At 45.0% G+C, this 16,831-nt stretch carries 15 protein-coding genes; 14 read left to right on the top strand and 1 reads right to left on the bottom strand.

Annotated features, from left to right (window positions below; translation table 11 throughout):
• The 14 genes from BN1234_RS16030 to BN1234_RS16090 all read left to right on the top strand — a co-directional run.
• Positions 1–573 (top strand): carbohydrate ABC transporter permease (locus BN1234_RS16030; RefSeq protein WP_156337237.1); only part of this gene is annotated, 573 nt, incomplete at its 5' end.
• Positions 573–1,400: a carbohydrate ABC transporter permease gene (locus tag BN1234_RS16035; RefSeq protein ID WP_054957672.1), complete on the top strand. Its 828-nt coding sequence runs from the start codon at positions 573–575 to the stop codon at positions 1,398–1,400. The genes BN1234_RS16030 and BN1234_RS16035, both read left to right, overlap by 1 nt.
• Before the next feature lie 26 nt (positions 1,401–1,426).
• On the top strand, positions 1,427–3,259 hold the full coding sequence (locus BN1234_RS16040) for a cache domain-containing sensor histidine kinase (RefSeq protein WP_054957673.1): 1,833 nt from the start codon (positions 1,427–1,429) through the stop codon (positions 3,257–3,259).
• A complete protein-coding gene (locus BN1234_RS16045; RefSeq protein ID WP_054957674.1) occupies positions 3,256–4,044 on the top strand; it encodes a response regulator transcription factor in 789 nt (262 codons plus the stop codon). The genes BN1234_RS16040 and BN1234_RS16045 overlap by 4 nt, the downstream gene beginning before the upstream one ends.
• Before the next feature lie 52 nt (positions 4,045–4,096).
• The gene (gene nagZ / locus BN1234_RS16050; RefSeq protein WP_054957675.1) at positions 4,097–5,695 is read left to right on the top strand and encodes a beta-N-acetylhexosaminidase; all 1,599 of its coding nucleotides are present in this window, start codon (positions 4,097–4,099) and stop codon (positions 5,693–5,695) included.
• A gap of 188 nt (positions 5,696–5,883) precedes the next feature.
• Positions 5,884–8,619 carry a stalk domain-containing protein gene (locus tag BN1234_RS16055; protein ID WP_054957676.1) on the top strand — a complete coding sequence of 912 codons (2,736 nt, stop codon included), beginning with the start codon at positions 5,884–5,886 and terminating at the stop codon, positions 8,617–8,619.
• 188 nt (positions 8,620–8,807) lie between these two features.
• Positions 8,808–9,302: a Fur family transcriptional regulator gene (locus BN1234_RS16060; RefSeq protein WP_054957677.1), complete on the top strand. Its 495-nt coding sequence runs from the start codon at positions 8,808–8,810 to the stop codon at positions 9,300–9,302.
• Positions 9,299–9,577 (top strand): membrane protein insertion efficiency factor YidD, encoded by a 279-nt coding sequence (yidD, locus tag BN1234_RS16065; RefSeq protein WP_054957678.1) that lies wholly within the window; start codon positions 9,299–9,301, stop codon positions 9,575–9,577. The genes BN1234_RS16060 and yidD overlap by 4 nt, the downstream gene beginning before the upstream one ends.
• A gap of 149 nt (positions 9,578–9,726) precedes the next feature.
• Complete coding sequence (locus BN1234_RS23185; RefSeq protein ID WP_442417711.1) at positions 9,727–9,921, top strand: hypothetical protein; 195 nt, start codon at positions 9,727–9,729, stop codon at positions 9,919–9,921.
• 26 nt (positions 9,922–9,947) lie between these two features.
• The gene (gene metG / locus BN1234_RS16070; RefSeq protein WP_054957679.1) at positions 9,948–11,930 is read left to right on the top strand and encodes a methionine--tRNA ligase; all 1,983 of its coding nucleotides are present in this window, start codon (positions 9,948–9,950) and stop codon (positions 11,928–11,930) included.
• Between the two features lie 480 nt (positions 11,931–12,410).
• Positions 12,411–13,352: a metal ABC transporter solute-binding protein, Zn/Mn family gene (locus BN1234_RS16075; RefSeq protein ID WP_054957680.1), complete on the top strand. Its 942-nt coding sequence runs from the start codon at positions 12,411–12,413 to the stop codon at positions 13,350–13,352.
• A 60-nt stretch (positions 13,353–13,412) separates the two neighbouring features.
• Complete coding sequence (locus BN1234_RS16080; protein ID WP_054957681.1) at positions 13,413–14,162, top strand: metal ABC transporter ATP-binding protein; 750 nt, start codon at positions 13,413–13,415, stop codon at positions 14,160–14,162.
• Positions 14,163–14,197: 35 nt separating this feature from the next.
• Positions 14,198–15,013 carry a metal ABC transporter permease gene (locus BN1234_RS16085; protein ID WP_054957682.1) on the top strand — a complete coding sequence of 272 codons (816 nt, stop codon included), beginning with the start codon at positions 14,198–14,200 and terminating at the stop codon, positions 15,011–15,013.
• A 4-nt stretch (positions 15,014–15,017) separates the two neighbouring features.
• Positions 15,018–15,731: a cytochrome c biogenesis CcdA family protein gene (locus BN1234_RS16090; RefSeq protein ID WP_054957683.1), complete on the top strand. Its 714-nt coding sequence runs from the start codon at positions 15,018–15,020 to the stop codon at positions 15,729–15,731.
• Here the strand turns inward: BN1234_RS16090 and splB are convergent.
• Positions 15,728–16,798, bottom strand: a complete 1,071-nt coding sequence (splB, locus tag BN1234_RS16095; protein ID WP_245640197.1) for a spore photoproduct lyase — start codon at positions 16,796–16,798, stop codon at positions 15,728–15,730. The two genes, BN1234_RS16090 and splB, sit on opposite strands and share 4 nt — an antisense overlap.
• Positions 16,799–16,831 lie beyond the last annotated feature (33 nt).

Here is a 16,831-nt window from a genome sequence, read left to right on the forward strand (position 1 = left end):
AAAACCGCCGTATTCGCTCCATCCATCATGTCCACCGCTGTAATCGGTATTCTGTGGGGCTTCATCTACAATCCTGATTTCGGTCTGATGAATGAAATTATTGGTTTGTTTGGTGTAGAGCCTATCTACTGGTTATCGGATAAAAAATGGGCAATGATCTCCATTTTGATAACTAACGCATGGCAGTGGACCGGATTTTACATCGTTATGGTACTTGCCGCGATTATTTCGATACCTAAAGAGCTGGAAGAGGCAGCTGCTATTGACGGAGCAACAGGGTTCCAAAGAGCTCGTAAAATTACACTTCCGCTCATTATGCCAATTGTTTCTGTAGTTATTATGCTGTCGATTGCAGGAGCTATGAAGGCTGCTGATATTGTGCTCGTTATGACAAAGGGTGGTCCCGCCGGATCGACGGATGTCATGGCAACCTATATGATCCGGTATGCGATCACAAGCTTCCAGCATGGCTTCGGTAATACAATTGCCGTACTGATCTTTGTTTTCACTATGATAGTAACGGTTCTCTATCAATTTTTGTTTGCAAGACGAAGCGAAAGGATTGAATACTAATGAGAGCATTCAAAAAGTTTATCCCACACATCTTCTTATTAGCTTATATGCTCGTTATTCTATATCCTTTTTTATTCGTATTATTCTCTTCCGTAAAGGCTGATAATCAGGCGATTGCCACGAATCCTTTTGGATTGCCGGATACATTTGTACTCGATAACTATGTGAACGCTTGGGTAAATGCCAAGATCAGCACGTATTTCTTTAACAGTTTGTACATTGGTATTTTGTCAGCTTGCTTATCTATCCTTTTTGCTGCAATGCTTGCATTTGCTGTCACAAGAATGAGATATAATCGAATTAGCGCTATTATTTTTCAATTGATTTTGATTGGTATGTTAATTCCAAATAACTCACTGTTGCTGCCGATTTATGGAATGATGAAAAAGCTGGATATTCTAAATACACATATGGCTCTTATTCTGCCGTATGTCGCCAATGCCATTCCTTTTTCCGTGATCATTCTCGCAGCATTTATGCGCTCCTTACCTGGTGAAATCGAAGAAGCGGCAGTTATTGACGGATTAAGATCAGGCGGTTTATTTATGAGAATTATTTTACCGCTTACTGTTCCTGCGATCGTAACGGTATTCATTGTTAACTTCCTTGGTAACTGGAACGAATTTTTGCTGGCTAACTATTTCTTGTCAAACGATGAGCTGAGAACCCTTCCTGTCGGAATGGTGGGCTTCAGAGATGCTTACAACACGAATTACGCACAGATGTCAGCAGGAATTGTATTTAGCGTACTGCCAGTTTTAATAATTTATGCTATCCTTCAAGAGAAGATCATTGAAGGGGTTACAGCAGGCAGTGTGAAAGGCTAAATTTACAAGGAACTGGGAGATTGTGCATGAACCTGAGAAACAAGTTATTTACAGCATTTTTGGGACTTATTATCATTCCTCTGCTTGTATTGGGTTTGTTCACTTTCTTTGTAACGTATAACTCAATTGAGAAGAAGTACAGCCAGCAGGCCGAATATTCTTTGAAAGCGATTAGCTACAGCATTCTTAATGCATTTGAGGAGCTGGAGAATGTAACAGTCAGCGGCATTACATCATCCGTATTTACAACGGCGCTCATGGCAGATGATCCTGATTCCCAGGATTATATTGCAAATTCCAAGCAGTTGAAGCTTAATGCGACCCAGCGCAGTTTTCGAAATCTGTTATATAACCATCCGGGGATTAGCTTTGCTTTTTTGTACAATATGAACAGGGAAACCAGCCATGTCCCTATATTCACCAAAGAAAACTTTGGCGCACTTCCATTCAGTGAGTTCAAGAAGAGCCATTTATATGAAGAAGTCATTCAACTCAATGGTGCGCCGAAGTGGGTCGCTCCTTATGAATATCCTGAGCTGAGCGGGATGGAGCCTGTATTTTCCCAAATGCGTGTGGTCAAGAATATGGAAACCTTTCGCAAAGAAGGCATTCTCGTTGTCCAGATTAAACGACTCGAATTTGAACGGATTTTCCGAAACCTGACGCTGCCGAACAATCTGCAGGATACGTCCTTCTTGCTTGTTAATGATAAGGGACTGATTCTATTTGATCCTAAAGAAGTTAACGACGGCAAGAACATGAGTGAATTCCTGGAACAGCAGGTGGAATACAAGTCCGAATATCAGAGCTTTAAATCTAAATTTGACGGGGAAGAAAGTGTCGTTTCCATTCATAAGCTGGATGGGCATCCCTGGAGCCTGGTATCTGTTACGAAATGGGACTCTCTCTCTAAAGAGGTTACTTCTTTTGCAAAATGGTTTATTGTGATTCTTGGTCTTTGTCTAGTGACAGCCATTGCGTTTAATAAATTTTTTATGAACCGGATTACAGGGACCATTGCAGTCATTATTCGCTTTATGCGCCGTGTTGAAGATGGGGATTTGACCGCGAGAGTGGAGGAAAAAGGTGAGGACGAGCTGCTGCTCCTGTCAAAGGGATTTAACGACCTGATGGACCGGATTAACCTCTTGTTCGATCAGATCCGCAATGAACAGAGACAAAAAACAGAAGCGCATATGAGGCTTCTCCAAGCTCAGATCAAGCCGCATTTTCTCTTTAATACCTTGGAGTCCATCAATGTCCTTGCTGTCCAGAACGAGGGGCGTAAAGTCAGTGAAATGGTTTATCGTCTGGCTAGCATTTTAAGGATCAGTATTCAGGATAAGGAAGAAATAACCCTGGAAGAGGAACTTAAATATCTGAATAGTTATCTGGAAATCCAGAAGTTCCGTTTCGAAGATGTATTTGATTACGAGATTGATGTGCCAAAGGAGCTGTTATCCTGCCGCATTTTGAAGCTGACTCTTCAGCCGCTTGTGGAGAACAGCATTCAGCATGGATTCGAAGGAATTGATTATAAAGGAAAAATTGTAGTCAAGGCATGGAGTGACCGTGGCAATCTGATTGTTCAAGTGGAGGATAACGGTCTCGGTATGACCTCCAAACAACTTTCGGGATTTGAATATATGAAACAGGAAGATAAGAATCTTTCCCAGCAGGAGACAAGCGACTTAAAGTTAAATCAGGAAAGAAGAGGTCTTGGCATTCGCAGCGTTGCTGATCGTATTCGTATCCAATATGGTGAAGGCTATGGACTGTTCATATGCTCAAGCCAGCCTGGAGGCACGATTATTCACTGTATCCTACCTAATTACGACAGGGAGGAAAGAACGACATGATAAAGGTGCTATTAGTTGATGACGAGGCCCCAATCCTTAATAATCTTAATAAAGTAATCCCTTGGAAGGACATAGGAATGGAAGTGGTTGGTCTTGCTCGAAGCGGTATAGAGGCCATGCGCATCGCTGAAGAGCATGATCCTGAACTGATTTTATGCGATATTCGAATGCCTGTGATGGATGGATTAACATTTATCTCAAAATTACGGGAGCACGGAAGTGATGCCGAGATCTTTTTGCTGACAGGCTACCAGGAATTTGAATATGCACGGGAAGCGATCAAGCTGGGAGTCAAAGACTATATCAGCAAGCCGATTCATTATTTTGAGCTCGAGGAACGAATACGTGAAATTGGTGAGGAGATTCGGAAGAAAAAGATGAAGGAAAAATACTTCAGTTCTGTATCCCTCATTGATCGTGTGCCGGACCCTGATTCTGTGAAAAAACCGCCGGAACAGTTAATGATGTCTGCACTCGATTATATCAATACGCATCTAGGCTCAGACTTGGGAATTGAAGAATTGTCAGACTATTTGGGCATCAGCTCCAGCTATTTCTGCCTTTTATTTAAAAATCATGTCGGTGTTACCTTTGTGGAGTATCTGACGAAACAGCGTATGGAGGCAGCCAAGTTCCTTCTGACCAACAGTGATAAGAATATCGCGCAGATCGGAGCCTTTGTCGGTTATCATGAGCGCAGGTATTTTACAAAGGTGTTTCAGAAAGCTACAGGTATGACGCCTTCCGAATTTCGTGAAGTATGCAGCAGTTCCAAGGCTTTGTAAGAAATTCATGCAATCTATAGTGCCTATAAAAAATGAAAGTAGGTTTGATAGGATGAATTTAAGGGTATCTGATTTAACGCTGGAACAAAAAGTGGGCCAAATGTTTATCTGCGGCTTTGACGCACTTACACCTAATGACCATGCAAAAAAACTGATTCAGGATTATCATGTGGGCGGCATTGTTTACTTCAGAAGAAATGTACATACATTATCGCAGCTGTCAGAACTGTCTGAATCACTTCAACAGATCTCAGCTGCAAGCGGACAGCCGCCGCTCATCATATCCATTGATCAGGAAGGCGGTATGGTAGCAAGAATAGATCATGAGGGTATTAGTCGTATTCCAGGCAATATGGCGCTTGGTGCGGCAGGAAGTGAAGAGTATACGTACCAGGTTGGAAGAATTGGAGCGAAAGAGCTCCGTTCACTTGGAATTAATATGAACTTTGCTCCTTGTATTGACGTTAACAATAACCCGTTAAATCCGGTGATCGGCGTTCGGTCATTTGGTGAGGATCCTAAAGCGGTTGCTGCGCATGGTGCTGCTGCAATTAAAGGATACCAGGAAGAAGGAGTATCCGCGACGGCTAAGCATTTTCCGGGGCATGGGGATACAAGTGTTGACTCCCACCTGGGACTGGCATCTGTTCCCCATGATCGCAAGCGGCTGGAGCAGGTAGAGCTATATCCGTTCAAAAAAGCAATTGAAGCCGATGTAGATGCGATTATGACAGCGCATGTAAGTTTCCCTTCGATAGAACCGGATCCGATTCCGGCAACGCTGTCGCATGCTGTATTAACCGGTCTGCTGCGTGAGGAAATGGGCTTCTCAGGACTTATTATTACAGATTGCCTGGAGATGCATGCTATATCTAAAGGGGCAGGAGTACCTGAAGGAGCGATCCGCGCTATAGAGGCGGGAGCAGATTGCGTGCTTGTCAGCCATCGACTGGAGCTTCAGGAATCAGCTGTCGAAGCCGTTTTGGAAGCTGTCAAGAGCGGACGGATAACCGAAGAGCGGATTAATGCTTCCGTGGAGAGAGTCCTGTCATTAAAGATGCGAAATGCGGAGAAGGCAGCGGATTCGCCGAGCGTTGAAATTACTGAAATAAACAGCGAAGCCAAGGAGCTTTTGTCCGAGATTGCAGGGAAGGGAATAACACTTGTAAAGGATGAACAGCAGCTTCCTTTAAACCGTGAAGCTTCCACGCTTGTTTATTGGCCAGAGCTGCTTAAAGCAACCGAAGTGGATCAAGCATGGACCCATTCCTACACTTTAGGAGATGCCTTAAATGCCCACGGGGGACAGGTTGAAGAAATTCGTATCGGTACAGAGCTTTCAGATGATGAGGTAAATACAGTTGTTCAGGAAGCAAGCCGTTATAAGCAAGTTGTCGTAGCAACATACACTTCCGAGAGCCGTCTTCCGTCTGGTCAGCGTAAGCTTGTAGAAAAGCTGATGCAGCTGGAATCGGTTAAATTGGTAGTGGCTTCAACCCGGAACCCATATGATATGAATGATTTGCCTCAAATTCCGACATATTTATGCTGCTATGAGAATACGCCGCATTATATGAATGCTTTGGCAGGAGTATTATATGGTGAAGTTTCACCAGATGGTAAGCTGCCTGTAAGCTTGAATTATAAATAGCAGTCTTATTCTAAGATATAAAAGAAATTCATAGTTTATAAGAGACCGGAAGCCCTGTTTCGACAGGAATCTTCCGGTTTTTTCATTTTCAACTAAAAATATAGCAACTTTTACCGGTCTGAGGCGTCTAATACTATGAAGTTTAGATAGAGAGAATCAAAATCACATAGGAGTTAAAGGAGCGGAACATGAAACTGAAGAGAATGTCCATCATCACTGCACTCCTTATGGCACAGGTTTCATCTGTCGTGCCTGTAAGTGCACAGTCTTCTGCTGCCATCGTACCGGACGAAGTTGAGGTATCCGAGAGTGCGAGCAGCGGAGTAACAGAACAGCAGCAGTCTCTAAAGTTGCAAACACAAGATGAAAATGCAGCTCGAGGTGCGACTAACAAGGGTTTAACACCGAATAGTAACTTGCCGGAAGCCGAGAGAGTTTTAACAGAAGATCAGAGTTTGGATTCGCAATTGATGAATGAGGATCAAGTGGCATCCGAGCTTCCTGAGCGTGAAGTGATAGAGGGAAAGGAAATACCACCATCTGACTCTCCTGTAACAAGGGAAATTGAAGCTCAGGATACGAAGGTAACACCCAATGCTTCAAGCGATGAGTTGGTGCTGATTATGAACAGCGCAAATATGTACCATAATGGAAAGCTTTTTAAGGCAGCACAACCCATGGCCGTGAAGAATGGAGTATCGTACATTTCGATTCGCGCTATGGTTGAACAAGCAGGACTGAAGCTTAAATATGATAATACAACGAAGGAAACGATTATTTTAAAAGATGGCAATGAACTTCGTTTTACAACCGATAGCAGCAATTATAAGGTTAACGGTGCATCCAGACCTATGAAAGGTCCTTCATATCAGTACAAGAATACATTTATGGTTCCGCTCACTTCCATTACCCAGGCGCTGGGTATTCCTTATAAAGTAAACCAGGCTGAGAAAAAAGTCATTCTGGACCTATCTGGTATAAGCAATGGAAATGGTGGTACCGGAGGCGGTTCTGTTGAAATTGATCCAGCTCCTTCGATTCCGGATGAGCCAGGCCTTATCTTAATGATGAACAGCGATAAGATGTATCACAATGGTAAGCTCTATACTGCCGGGCAGCCGATGGCCGTGAAGAACGGGGTATCTTATGTGGCGATCCGGTCGCTTGTTGATCGTGTTGGATTGAAATTGACCTATGACAGCAAAACGAAGGAAACTGTCATTATTCGAGGTTCGGATGAATTGCGGTTTAAGACAGACAGCAAGATTTATACCGTTAATGGTGCGAAGACGACAATGAAAGGTGCTGCATATCAATCTAAAAACGTCTTCATGGTTCCGCTAACTTCTATTACGCAAGCGCTCGATATTCCGTACAAGGTGGACCAGTCTAACAAACGGATAATTCTTAACCTGAGCACGAAGCCAGTAGGCACATTTACGGTTGAGAATAAGGAAATTTTTGCGGGCCAAACTACGGTGAAGTATAAGACGAACACATATTCACCTTCCGGGTTACCTATTATTAATGAGAACTGGGAAGGTCGAGAGGACGTTTTTGCTGAGCCAGGCATAAAAACCATAACTTACTCGGTACAGGACTCAAGTGGAGAGTGGAGTGATCCATATTCAGTGACCATTGAGGTGCTGGTTCCGAATGAACCGCCGGTTGCGTTGTTTGCAACGGATAAAGAAGAGTACAAGATGGGTGAAAAAATCACTTATACGGACCAAAGCACAGATGATGAGAATGCGATCGTCAATTGGGATTGGGACAATAATGCAGCAGCCTTTTTTACACCGGGACCTGTAAGAATTGGACTAACCGTAACGGACAAGCATGGAGCTACGAATTATTACGAAAAGACGATTATCATTACATCTGAAACGCTGTACACTCGAGAAGAGTTCGGGCAATTGTTCTCAAATATCGGTGAAGAGTATATCTTTGACGGTTCGAAGGTTCCTTCGATGAATCAGGTGTCTTATACAAGAACTTCTGAGCCTGTCATGCTGATTCGCAGCAACAGTCCGGAAACAGTTTATACGGAAGGTATTGTTTATCGCGAAACGGGGATCGGTTCCACAAGGTTTATGATCCATCACCGGAACGCAACAGGTAAACGAGTGAAGATGTATGTTGTGGCAACGAATATTAATGATACAAGTGCTCAGCTAACAACGGAGTATGTCGGCTTTGGGGGTCCAAGCGATATTCCTACAGCTACTGGGAAAACATCCGTGCAGCGATTCTTCGAATCCATGCAGACCGGGAATGACTATGAGACTATATATCTCAAGCCGGGTGAAAGCAGGACTATTCTTAAGGAGCTAAGTGCGCTTCCGATGAAGAATGATCAGGTTATCTCGTTGTTTGCGGATCTGTATACGGATTCTCCAATTCGTTATGAGATTGTGATGGTTGAGGAGAGTAAAGACCCGATTCAGAAGCTTCCATTCCTAAGACTTCATCCGAGCGACGGGATACACAATCGGGGAACTTATTCGGATTCAACCCGACTGATTGAATCCAGTGAACTGGTAGGGAATACACCAGCACGTCTAGCGATTGGTGATAAGGTAAATGATCCGAACTTGACTGGATATGATGGCATAACCGGATATGCAACGTCGAATGCTGGTAATTTCGGGGTTGTTTACCATATTCGGATGCATCGTGTCTCTCCGAATACCTTGATCTCAATGAATCCGCGAGGCGGTAAATATATGGGTGTGATTATGGTTAATGGGATTATTGTAGGTGCTCCAAATGCAGGTTCGGCTTCTGCTCCTAATGAGGCCAGCATCTTATTCCGTACAGGCAGCTATGAGCAGGCCGTAGATATTGTATTTACAGCCGCACCGGGCAGCAGTTTGCCTATAAATTTTCTGTTTACACCTCTTCCAGAACTAAAGACGAATTAGGAATGATCAAACCCCCAAGAATACTTGGGGGTTTTTCTATGGATGAAATCCGAAATTCATAATTGGTAATCATATAGATAGCTCAGATGCAACCGGTATCAGCCTCGTTGACGCGACATCTATTTTGAGGCATTATTATTAGATAGGGATCAGAAGATTATTTCATATTAACAGGAGGCTGACTGCGTATGCTGACGACGGAACAGATCATAAATGGCATGTCTGAGAATGGGCTGCGCATCACCGATCAGCGAAAAACGCTCGCCAAATTGTTTGGGGAACATCCCGGATATTTAACCGCCAAGGATGTATATGAGTATATGGGCAAGAAATATAGCGGTCTCAGCTTTGATACAGTATATCGAAACCTGAGAGTATTATATGATCTTGGAGTGCTTGAGCAGGTAGTGTTTGAAGAAGGAATTAAATTTAGAGCCAGCTGCAGCGAGGAACACCACCATCATCATATGATTTGCTTGCAGTGTCAGAGAGCATATCCCATCAAGTTTTGTCCGATGCAAGTGACGGATGGTCCTGAGGATTTTCAGGTCGTTCAGCATAAATTTGAAGTATTCGGATATTGTAAAGATTGTAAAGACGGTGTGAAGGATAACTCGGCAGCGGCTAATAGTGCTTCAGATGAAAGTCGGCCGAATAATGGAAAGCGTGAATCTCTATCATGAATAAACCAGTGGCAAGTCGTGTTGTACAAGTGCCGATTCACATATACCGCAAATTTATTTCTCCCTTAAAGCCGGCCACCTGCCGCTTTTATCCAACGTGCTCTGCCTATGCGCTTGAGGCAATTGAAGTGCATGGAGCATTGAAGGGATCTTGGCTTGCAGCAAAGCGTATTGCTCGCTGTCATCCATTTAATCCGGGAGGAATCGACTTGGTTCCGCCCCGCAAGGGGATGCCGGGTAAGCAGAAAGATCAGGATATTGATATGCTGCCTTGACACTCCGGTGTGTGGTTGATTATATTGGTGATATATATGTTATTTCCGAGGAAGAGATAAGTACGAAGATACGTGCCTTGTACAGAGAGCCGGGGTAGCTGCAAACCGGTCTTGGCAGATTTTCGGAAATGGTCTTGGAGGAACCGCTTTTGAGCGATCCAGCTTGGTCTGGCGTAAAGGAGCGGCGTGATCCAGCGTTAATGGGCGGTCGTCTTTCGAAGGCGGTCGGTGAGCCTGTACCCGAAAGGGAGCAGGGAAATTGGGTGGTAACACGTGAGAACAGCTCTCGTCCCATAGGGACGGGGGCTTTTTGTTGTTTTTTTTCATGGATTAGACCACAATGAAAAACTGTGAAAAGGATGGATGAATAATGACTGACAAGAAGACCTTTTATATCACGACTCCGATTTATTATCCGAGCGACAAGCTTCACATTGGTCACGCTTATACAACGGTGGCAGGTGATGCATTGGCAAGGTACAAGCGGCTTCGGGGTTACGATGTACGTTATTTGACGGGAACGGATGAGCACGGTCAGAAGATCGAGCGTAAAGCTGCTGAAGCTGGTAAAACACCTCAGCAATTCGTTGATGACATTGTTGCAGGAATCAAGGACCTGTGGAAGAAGCTTGATATTTCGAATGAAGACTTTATCCGTACCACGGAAAAGCGTCATACGCAGGTCGTTCAAGATGTGTTCGAACGCTTACTTGCACAAGGGGATATTTATAAAGGGGATTATGAAGGATGGTACTGTACACCTTGTGAATCCTTCTTCCTTGAGCGTCAGCTTGAGAACGGCAACTGCCCTGACTGCGGCCGTCCGGTTGAATTGGTGAAGGAAGAAAGCTATTTCTTCCGGATGAGCAAATATGTTGACCGTCTGCTTCAGTTCTATGAAGAGAATCCGGATTTCATTCAGCCAATCTCCCGCAAGAATGAGATGATTAACAACTTCATCAAGCCGGGTCTTGAGGATCTTGCAGTATCCCGTACCACTTATGAGTGGGGAGTAAAAGTAAAGAGCGATCCCAAGCATGTTATTTATGTGTGGATCGATGCCCTTTTGAATTACATTACAGCGCTTGGTTATGGTACTGAGGACCAGTCTTTGTTTAATAAATACTGGCCGGCAGACGTGCACCTGATGAGCAAGGAGATTGTCCGCTTCCATACGATTTACTGGCCGATTATTCTGATGGCTCTGGATCTCCCGCTTCCGAAGAAAGTATTTGCGCACGGCTGGCTGCTGATGAAGGACGGCAAAATGTCCAAATCCAAAGGGAATGTCGTTGATCCGGTAACGATGATTGACCGGTACGGCCTGGATGCACTGCGTTACTACCTGCTTCGCGAAGTACCGTTCGGTGCAGACGGCACATTTACACCAGAGAGCTTTGTCGAACGCGTAAATTCTGACCTTGCGAATGACCTTGGAAACCTGTTGAATCGTACAGTAGCTATGGTCAACAAGTATTTTGACGGAGAAGTGCCAGCTTATCAATCCGGCGTAACCGCATTTGATGCGTCCCTGGAAGAGGCAGCTAAAGCGGTTTATGACAAGGTAGAAGAGTCCATGGAGAACATGGAGTTCTCAGTTGCTTTGACAGCGATCGGCCAATTCGTGAGCCGCAGTAACAAATATATCGACGAGACTCAGCCATGGGCACTTGCTAAAGATGAGAGCAAGCGTGAAGAACTGGCATCCGTTATGAGTCACTTGGTAGAATCGCTGCGTATTGCTTCCATCTTGCTGCAGCCATTCCTTACTCGCACGCCTCAGAAAATCTGGGAGCAGCTAGGACTTCAGGAAGGCGAACTGACAAGCTGGGATAGCGGACGCAACTTTGGCTGTATCCCTGCAGGAACAAAGCTTGTAAAGGGAGATCCAATCTTCCCACGTCTTGATGTTGAGCAAGAGGTTGCTTATATCGCTGAGGCGATGACAGGCGGTTCTAAAGCTGCGGCAGAAGAAGCTGTGAAGAAGGAGTCATCCGCTCCAGCTGAAGATGAAGAGATTGAGCACAAAGAGGAGATCGGCATCGAAGACTTTGCCAAGGTTGAACTCCGTGTAGCTCAAGTTATCGCTGCAGAACCGGTTAAAAAGGCGGATAAGCTGCTTAAACTGCAGCTGGATCTCGGCTATGAGCAGCGCCAGGTCGTTTCCGGTATTGCAAAATTCTATAAACCGGAGGATCTGGTTGGCCGTAAAGTAATCTGTGTTACAAACCTGAAGCCAGTTAAGCTCAGAGGAGAGTTGTCTCAGGGCATGATCCTTGCCGCTTCCAAAGGCAGTGAACTAACCTTGGCAACCGTGCCGGACAGCATGCCGAACGGCGCGATTGTGAAATAACGAATCATCAACAGAGTGTTTATATGTGAAGCTGCCTCATATGCAGGTTTCTCGTTGACGAGACAGCTCATACGAGTGAATATCATACAAGCAATAGAGGCATGGTGGTGTTAGGGATGCTAATCCCGGTACCGCCATGTCTTTGTTTTGGTCTTCGCCGACTTCTTCAACAAGTTAAGGCTTCTGTTTTGAATGAATATGCACGGTGAAGCGGAGGGAACGAATCGATTCCGGACAAGCGGCAGCGGTCGCCTTTGTGTTCCAATTTCCCCTCCGAAAAAAGTAGTTCAGGAAATTGGAACACAACAGCGATGATAGGAACGATCGTACCCGAAGCGTCTCCCAACAGCAAATGAGGCATTTATCAAAACATGACCTTAATAGTAATTCTTACGATTTAGTTGACAATATGATTTCCCTACTCTTATAATCTTGTTAGTAATCATTACGATTAAACTCTAAATTGGGGTGTAAATAGAAATGAAATCAAGATTGAAGACGGGATACGGATTGATTTTGCTGACTCTTCTGCTAGCTATTACAGGGTGCAGCACTTCTTCGGGTACGATTGCTGAGGATAAGGTGAATGTGATGACAACCATATATCCGATATATGAGTTTACGAAGGAGATTGGTGGAGAAGAAGTGAATGTTATCAACCTTCTCCAGACTGGCGTAGAACCGCATGACTGGACGCCGAAGAGTCAAGATATCGTCAATACCTCTAAAGCGCAGCTGTTTCTATATAATGGGGCAGGGCTTGAAGGATGGGTTCCTTCATTTCTGAAAGGGCTGAATCGAGATACGAAAGTGAAGCCGGTAGAAGTGAGTTCAGGAATTGAACTGATTGATGCCGAAGGGGATGACGGTCATGGACATGGGGATGGGGATCATGACCACCATGTAGATCCGCATACCTGGGTGAGTCCGAAATCGGCGCTTGTTATGGCATCCAATATCCATAAGAGTCTGGTGGATGTCGATCCTGAGCATGCTGATGAATATGATCAGCGCTACAACGTATTGAAGCAGAAGCTTGAGAAGCTGGATGAAGCCTTCACTACTAAGCTGGCTGGACTGCCAAAGAATGAAATCGTCGTCTCTCACCAGGCATTCGGATATCTTGCCCGGGATTATCATCTGGAGCAGCATGCCATCATGGGACTGTCACCGGATGCCGAACCTAGAGCACGCGATTTAGTTAAACTGGCGAAGACCGTGAAAGAGGAAGGTATTCGTTATATTTTCTTTGAAGAGCTGGTATCGGATAAACTGGCAAAAACTTTAGCTGCGGAGACCGGAGTAGAGACACTTGTACTGAGCCCGGTGGAAGGATTAACTGAGGAACAGGAACAGCAGGGTGAGAACTACTTCACACTGATGGAGAAAAATTTGCAAAATCTCACTAAGGCCTTACAATAATAAAGTGAATCTAACGGTTATGAAATACCTCGTAAGAATAAATAGAAAGGCGGCCAAAGTATGATATCGGCAGCACAAGATTGTCACCAATCGATTATACAACTGAAAAATATATCATTCTCCTACGGGGATCAGAAGGTTATCCGTAATCTTGATTTTGTCGTCAAAGAGCGTGATTTTGTAGGTATTATCGGTTCCAACGGGGCGGGGAAAACGACACTGCTGCGGATGATCGTAGGTCTTCTGCCAGCGGCAGAGGGCAGTATCGAGTTATTCGGTCAGCCGATCCGCAAATTCCGGGATTGGGAGCGAATTGGATATGTTCCTCAGAAGAATTCTTTTAATCCACTGTTTCCGGCGACGGTACGTGAGGTCGTGCTGTCCGGATTGTATTACAGAAAAAATATGTTCCGCCGCATAGGCCGTGAGCACCAGCAAAAATGTGATGATGCGCTTGAGGTTATGAGGATTCAGGATATTGCAGATAAACGGATCGGTCAGCTTTCCGGAGGACAGCAGCAGCGTGTATTTCTTGCCAGAGCCTTGATTAACCGGCCGGACCTCCTTATTTTAGATGAACCAACGAAAGGCATCGATATCGAAACGCAAGCAAGCTTTTTTGAATTGATAACCCATATGCATGCTCATCATAATATGACTTTCCTGATGGTGACTCATGATATTGATATGGTTAACGGTTATCTGGGAGAATCGCCAGTGCAGCAAAACGGGAAAATACAGTTTTTTGTACGGCATTCACATGAGATTGAAAATTGTAAGAAGCAGGATTTGCAGCACTCGCTCGTATAAGTTTAAATGTATTGTTTGTGAAGGAGACGTTACTATTGCTTGATATAATTCAAAGTGACTTTTTCCAGAGGGCACTCCTCGGCGGTATACTGATCGGGCTTACGGCTCCGCTTATTGGAATATTCCTTGTACTGCGGCGGTTATCCATGATCGGAGATACCTTATCTCATGTTACTATCGCCGGAGTAGCTCTCGGATTTCTTATCGAAGTGTATCCGCTGGCAGCAGGACTGGTGTTCGCTGTGCTTGCCTCTTTTGCGATTGAGAAGCTCCGAAAGGCATATAAAAGCTATGCAGAATTGTCAATAGCCATCATTATGTCCGGCGGTGTGGCATTAGCCTCTCTCTTCTTTACACTTGGAATGGGTTATAATACAGATGTTATGAGTTATTTGTTTGGTAGTATTTACACACTGGATACCACAGATTTATACATGGTAGGCGGGGTAACGCTGATAGTGGTCGTTGTGATCGGTTTGTTTTTCAAAGAGTTCTTTCTGCTCAGTTTTGAAGAAGATGCAGCTAGCGTTAGCGGCCTGCCCGTAAAGATGATGAATATGCTTATTACTGTGCTGACAGCGCTTGTGGTGAGTACAGCGATTAAGATTGTGGGTGCTCTCCTCGTTTCGGCGCTGTTGACGATTCCTGTTGCAATCAGTCTGCTGCTGGCCAAGAGCTTCAGATCTTCGATTGTCTTGTCGGTTATTATTTCCGAAATCGCAGTCATTGTAGGGCTTATTCTCGCGGGAGTGTTTAATTTGGCACCCGGTGCTACGATTGTATTATTGTTAATTGCACTACTGGCTATCACCATGATCGGAAAAAAAGGTTTGACGACATTAGGGGGATAACGAAGTGGCTGATATTAATGTTGGTATTGCTTTTGCTGCGGGTCTGGCTTCCTTTATATCACCGTGCTGCCTGCCATTATACCCATCTTATTTATCCATCATAACAGGCATGTCGGTTAATGAGCTGAAGACAGAACAGAACCGTAAGGAGGTACGCAGGCGTACACTTACACATACGCTTGCGTTCATCCTTGGATTTTCGGCTGTGTATTACTCGCTGGGCTGGGGTGCCGGTATATTTGGTGAAATATTCATCGAGTATCAGGATTTGATCAGACAGCTTTCTGCACTCTTAATTATTTTGATGGGGTTAATGCTGGCCGGTATTTTTCAACCCAAGTTTTTAATGAAGGATCGAAAGTTTGATTTTAAATCCAAACCGACCGGATACATAGGCACATTCTTGTTTGGCATCGGATTTGCAGCAGGCTGGTCACCTTGTGTAGGGCCCATTCTAATGGCCATTATTGCCCTTGCAGCTACTGAACCGGGCACTTGGTTCCCGTTAATCACCGCGTATTCCTTAGGCTTTGCGGTACCGTTCTTTATCCTGGCCTTCTTCATCGGCTCGACCCGCTGGATTCTGAAATATTCATCTACCATTATGAAGATTGGCGGCGTGTTAATGATTCTCATGGGGATCCTGCTGTTTACGAACCAAATGTTCCGGATAACGATCTGGCTGCAGTCTCTTACACCGGAATGGTTGAAATTTTAGGTGAAATAATCGATTTTAGCACTTGGAAAGTACTCGAATATCCGCTCTGTGATGAATTGTCGCAGGGCGGTTTGCTGTTCATCGGGGTATACGTATTTGTACCGGCCGTATTTCCCCCACTTTTGCTTACGCATGGCGACATCCATCTCCAGCTTGGTCTTTGGGTAGCGTTTTTCAATGATGGTCTTGGCTGTTTTGGTAAACCGGTGCTGAATCATTTCAAAGGTAAGTCCTTGAGCAGCATCATCGGGCAGGGCGTTAGCCAGAGATTGAAGCAGCTCCGCGTACCCTTGCTCCCAGCCGTCATACCATATAATTGGGGCGATAATAAACCCGAGCGGATACCCTGCCCGGGCGATTTTCGCAGCGGCTTCAATCCGTTCATGGAAACGGGAGGTCGCCGGCTCGAACTGCCGGATGATATAGTCCGAGTTGATACTGAACCGGATGCGGGTATGCTTGTTATGCTTGAGCCCGAGTAAGGGATCCACATGATGGAATTTGGTCACAAATCTAAGCCGCCCGGATGGTTCGTCGGCCATAAACCGGATCAGTTCTGCCAGCGAGCCGGTAATGTGCTCCAGCCCAACAGGATCGGAGGTACAGGCCGCTTCAAAGGTTGTGATCTCCGGAGCTTTCTGTTCAATATACTCCTTGGCTTTAGCGAGGATTTCGTCCGTATTAACATACACGCGAATATATGGCTTCGACCCAAGCGTGGTCTGCAGATAACAGTAATGGCAGTGTCCCATGCAGCCGGTTGATATCGGAATAGCATAATCGGCTGAGGGCTTGGATTGGTCAAAATCAAGCGTCTTCCGAACGCCGACAACCAGTGTTCTTTTAGCTATCCGGTATTTCTCGTTCTCTGTTTCCCCTGGCAGATTGGTGACCCGGTTATGTGAGGTCGTCATCCGGTATTCGATGCCCCTAGCTGTAACGAAATCCATGAATTGTTTTCCTTTTGGATACTCCAGCGCCCCAGGCTCAAAATAAACCAGATCCGGTATGAACAGCCGAGTGGATTTGGAAGAGGGAGAGGAGCGGATTAAAGTTTTGTCGGACAAGAGGGCTTTTCGCCTCCTTTTCAGGAATGTATG

This window comes from Paenibacillus dakarensis (assembly GCF_001373415.1).
Taxonomy (GTDB): domain Bacteria; phylum Bacillota; class Bacilli; order Paenibacillales; family Paenibacillaceae; genus Paenibacillus_AQ; species Paenibacillus_AQ dakarensis.